The organism is Leptospira neocaledonica, assembly GCF_002812205.1.
Classification (GTDB): Bacteria; Spirochaetota; Leptospiria; order Leptospirales; family Leptospiraceae; genus Leptospira_B; species Leptospira_B neocaledonica.
Genome location: NZ_NPEA01000019.1, coordinates 1 through 4011, shown reverse-complemented (window position 1 = coordinate 4011; position 4011 = coordinate 1). Strand labels below are relative to the sequence as shown.

The 4011-nt window shown below is 40.1% G+C and carries 4 protein-coding genes; 3 read left to right on the top strand and 1 reads right to left on the bottom strand.

What is annotated here, in order from left to right; genetic code table 11:
- Together CH365_RS19735 and CH365_RS19730 are read left to right on the top strand one after the other, a co-directional pair.
- Positions 1-2260: TIGR04388 family protein (locus tag CH365_RS19735; protein WP_125226350.1), on the top strand; the 2260-nt coding region annotated here is incomplete at its 5' end.
- Positions 2261-2366: 106 nt separating this feature from the next.
- On the top strand, positions 2367-2876 hold the full coding sequence (locus CH365_RS19730; protein WP_125226349.1) for a toxin-antitoxin system YwqK family antitoxin: 510 nt from the start codon (positions 2367-2369) through the stop codon (positions 2874-2876).
- Between the two features lie 55 nt (positions 2877-2931).
- On the opposite strand, the gene CH365_RS20185 is transcribed toward CH365_RS19730, so the two are convergent.
- Positions 2932-3225 (bottom strand): integrase core domain-containing protein, encoded by a 294-nt coding sequence (locus CH365_RS20185; RefSeq protein ID WP_425268576.1) that lies wholly within the window; start codon positions 3223-3225, stop codon positions 2932-2934.
- Positions 3226-3242: 17 nt separating this feature from the next.
- Between CH365_RS20185 and CH365_RS19720 the strand changes: the two genes are divergently transcribed.
- On the top strand, positions 3243-3683 hold the full coding sequence (locus CH365_RS19720) for a hypothetical protein (RefSeq protein ID WP_100770260.1): 441 nt from the start codon (positions 3243-3245) through the stop codon (positions 3681-3683).
- The last annotated feature ends 328 nt before the right edge of the window (positions 3684-4011 follow it).

Sequence of the window (4011 nt, the reverse complement as noted above, 5' to 3'; positions counted from 1 at the left end):
ACAGGCGCTATCCACAGCATTATCTATGGCTACAGCAATTGCATTACAATTTATTCCTGGTCCAGGAACAGCAGCAGGTGCAAGTATCCTTGGCCAAGTAGGAGCATACTTTAGCTCGTCGCAAGGGTTGATAGTTGCTGCAAATGCGGTGGCTCAAGGAGTTATCGCTTCACGACACGGAAACATGAATGAAGTGTTTGCAGGTGTAGCAAACGGATTATTGTTAGCGGCGACTGGTCCTTTTGGACTTTCCGGTTCCATTTCTTACACACCTCCTCAAAAAGCAAATAGCCTAGGTGATCTAATTGATGTTGGTATGAATGGTGCTTCTGCCTCCGGATGGGGAGGAGGAATTAGCATCGGAGGCTCTAAATTGAATGGAGGGGTTTCTTTTTCACCTGGGTCAGGCATTGATCTCAATATAGGAGGGACTCTTGGTGGTGCGGGTGGTTTTTACAATCTCAGCTATAACACAAGCTCTGGTAACACGAGTGGATCTATTGGAGCCGGGCAAGAATACGGATCTAATTTCGGAATCAATCTAAGCACAGACCATAACCAAACCCCATCGATCTTTGCAGGCTTTGGATGTGATGTAAATGGAACCAATTGTGGCGGAGGAAAGAATGCGTTAGGAGTGGGAGGTTCCATTACCTTAAACGGAGATGGAACAGTAAACTTGGGAGCAGATCTTCTTGGAAACCAAGGACTCGGAGTCACCTACGATTCGAATACAGGATCCTGGAGTGCTGTCACAGTAGAAAGCGACTGGGCCAAGAACTTCACATATATGAATGCCCAGAATGTAGCGGATGCAGTTAAAAAGAAAGCGGATGATGAGATCTATAAGAAATATGCAGAAGTAGCCTCAGATCCAAATATATTAAATAATAGTGAAGCAATGAAGAAGCTATCCCAAGCGATGGGAATAACTCCGAAAGAGTTAGGAGATATGATCTCAAATACTAAGCTTGCTATTGATTCCGGAAACGAAGCGCAAGCTGCAGGTGCGAAGCAGTTACTGGATAGTGTGATGAAATTAATTCATGACGAAGCCTATACTGGAGATACACCTAATAAAGACTTACAAGCGGCTATAACTAATTCTAAAGCAGTCGCGAAAGTAGATTCAGGCTCCTCTGAGGGAAAATTTCTAGGTGATCTTGGAACGCAAGCCAAGATCTACTTTAATCAATTAGCGGGTAACGCATTTGGTGAATTTGCTTATGTAAATGAGAATGGTGATGTTGTGTTCCGATTGCCCGATGATAATCCGAATTTGCATGATGTAGAAGCGGGGTATTTAATCCCAATTAGTCAAGGCGAATATATGGATTCTGAGGGCTATGTTTGGGTGGAAGGGCAAGGCGATTCGTTAATTAAGAAGGATTCAGCCCCAGATTTTCAACTAATGGGGCGCACTGAAACTAAAAGTAAGCTTGATGCGGTATTGGATAAGATTCATTCGGACTTGGTTCCGGCCGGGAAACCATCCTTTTGGGAAGATCCAAATACAGCAGTTTGGGACTGGGTTGCAGAAAAGACTAAAGATGCTTTATTATCTTTAACACCCGATTTTGTACAAAAGGCTGCGTCGGTATTCAAAATTGGACAGGCCATGAAAGACCACTTAGATAAAGTCAACTCAGTGGCTGATTTGTATCGTCCTTTAATTGATGAAACAAAAGATTTGTATCGAAGCTCTATGTCATTGATGAACGAAGAACGAAAGGCAAAAATAAATGATATTGAAACCCAAATCGAGACACTGCGCTCGCAGGACGATCCTTTTGGAGTATTCTCAAAATCTGCATATGATTTAGAGGATTATAAAATTAGCGTTAATAACGGTTATCTCGATAGCATAAGTGATCTTAAGCGTAAAATGAGAAATCTAGATGGTTTAGAAATTGGTATTGATATGAAAAAACTTGCTACCTCAGATTCTCTTTTCTATGAAATCAGAAGTCATCTAAATGGCTTAGGTGATTTTTCGGGCGATTCAGCCTATTTGCAAAATTACGAAGCAACACGTTCTTTGCTAAATAAAACTAAAGATTTTGCTGAGTCTTACAGATTATTCAAGTATTTGCAAGCTAACGATGACGGTAATGTTAATGTCCCCGGAGATAAATCTGGACTTAAAGGAGCAGCTATGGGTATAATCAAAGATATGACAGCAGAAAAGTATTTTGAATATCTTAAAGCATTGAATCAGAAAAATAAAATGGAGACACCAACGATTTATGAAGGGTTTTAGTCGGAGTCATACAATAGTCTTAATACTCCTCTCGATTTCCTTTGCATCTGGATTGCAAGGAAAGGAGGAGCCTAGTGAAGATAATTATCTACCGAAGTATACTAACATGCGCAAAAATGTATCTGGTGGTGTCCAAACAACTCGATATCAAGATGGAGAATTTGATGAGAGGTGGATATTTTACTTTAAAACTAGGCAAGAATCGGAAAAATTACCCCCCGAAATTAAGCCGAAAACCATTTCCGAAGCTGCTCACTTTAATTTCACATTTAGAAAATGGGAAGACCTTGGAATAAAGAATGGCAAGCGATTGTTATATTATGGGTCGGGGAAAAGTGCCGGTTATATTGAAGTTATAGATGGAAAGTATGAGGGCGAGATGGTGATTTATTGGCCGAATAAGAAAATTAAAAAGAAAGTAATATACCACAATGGCCAGGAAAATGGGCTTGCCTATTTTTATAACAGAAGAGGCCAATTATTGACCACTTTCACAATGCGAAATGGAATAGTTGATGGTGAAGCCTGTAAATATGATAAAACTGGAAAAATTATTTTTAAGGGAGAAGCTAAGCATGATCGGAACTTTATTGAAAGATTTGGATTTCTTGATTAACAAATTTGTGTGTCCTGTTTGTTGTCCCCTGCCAAATGGGATAGCTAAGCAAACGTCATGCGGCGTCCTTTTCCCAGTCATAAAAATGGGACAAACCGTTTAAGACTGGGTGTGAACGGAGGCGAGAATTTGGAGAATCGCGATTGGAAACGGTTCTTCCAAGAGGAGATTGCCCGCCGAGACCTTGGTGGGGTCGAAAATTATTATAAAAATGGATAAAATCTCGGATTAGAGACCGAGCGTGATGTTCTCCGAAAACGATTACGTGGTTCATAAGAATTCGCCTTATAGATCCGATGAAACGTTCAGCAAAGGCATTTTGCCATGGAGATTTGAGAGAGGTTCGAATGGGAGATCCGACTATTTATGAAGGTTTTTAACAAAATAATTATAATCGATATCCTTTTCTTCGTTTGTATTTTCGGGCTTAATTCTAAAGAAGAACCAAGCGAAGATAACTATTTATCTAAATATTCGAGTGTGCGCAAGGATGTAACAGGTGGAGTTCAGACGACTAGATATAGGGATGGAGAATTTTATGAAAGAACCATTTTTTATTTCAAAACTAATGCTGAGTCGGAAAAGCTTCCACCAGAAGTGAGGCCCAGTGAAATTCCTATCACAGCTCAGTTTAATTTAATTTTTCGAAAATGGGAAGATGTTTCTATTTTGAATGGAAAACGAGCGTTGTATTATGGATCAGGTCTAACGGCCGGGAAAACGGTTTGGTTCATTTCTATAATAGGCGCAGACGGCTATTGGAAACATATACGATGTTCAATGGTATTGTCGATGGTGATCTTTTAAAATATGATAAAAGTCGAAAAATTATAGAAAAGAAGAAAATAAAATTGGATAGAAACTTTATTGAGAAGTTTGGATTTTTGGGATGAATTAGTCCCTTCAAAACTGGAGCGTGAACGGAGGAGCGTCTTGGGAGATGCTCTGCGTAAAACCTTAAAAGAAGGTTCCAAAAAATCAGAAAGACATAGATTTATAATGCGACAGCGATCGTAGCGGAAATCCGGCGATGCACCATGATGAGAGAGAGGAACAGTAAATAAAAGAAATATAATGGTGCTTCGCTGATTGAAGCGTAGAGCGCGGTCCTGGCGAAGCCGGGAGTCGTCCAAAA

Excerpts from the sequence above, each read along its gene's own strand:
- CH365_RS19720 (WP_100770260.1), top strand. The coding sequence starts at position 3,243 with ATGAAGGTTTTTAACAAAATAATTATAATCGATATCCTTTTCTTCGTT.
- CH365_RS19730 (WP_125226349.1), top strand. The coding sequence starts at position 2,367 with ATGCGCAAAAATGTATCTGGTGGTGTCCAAACAACTCGATATCAAGAT.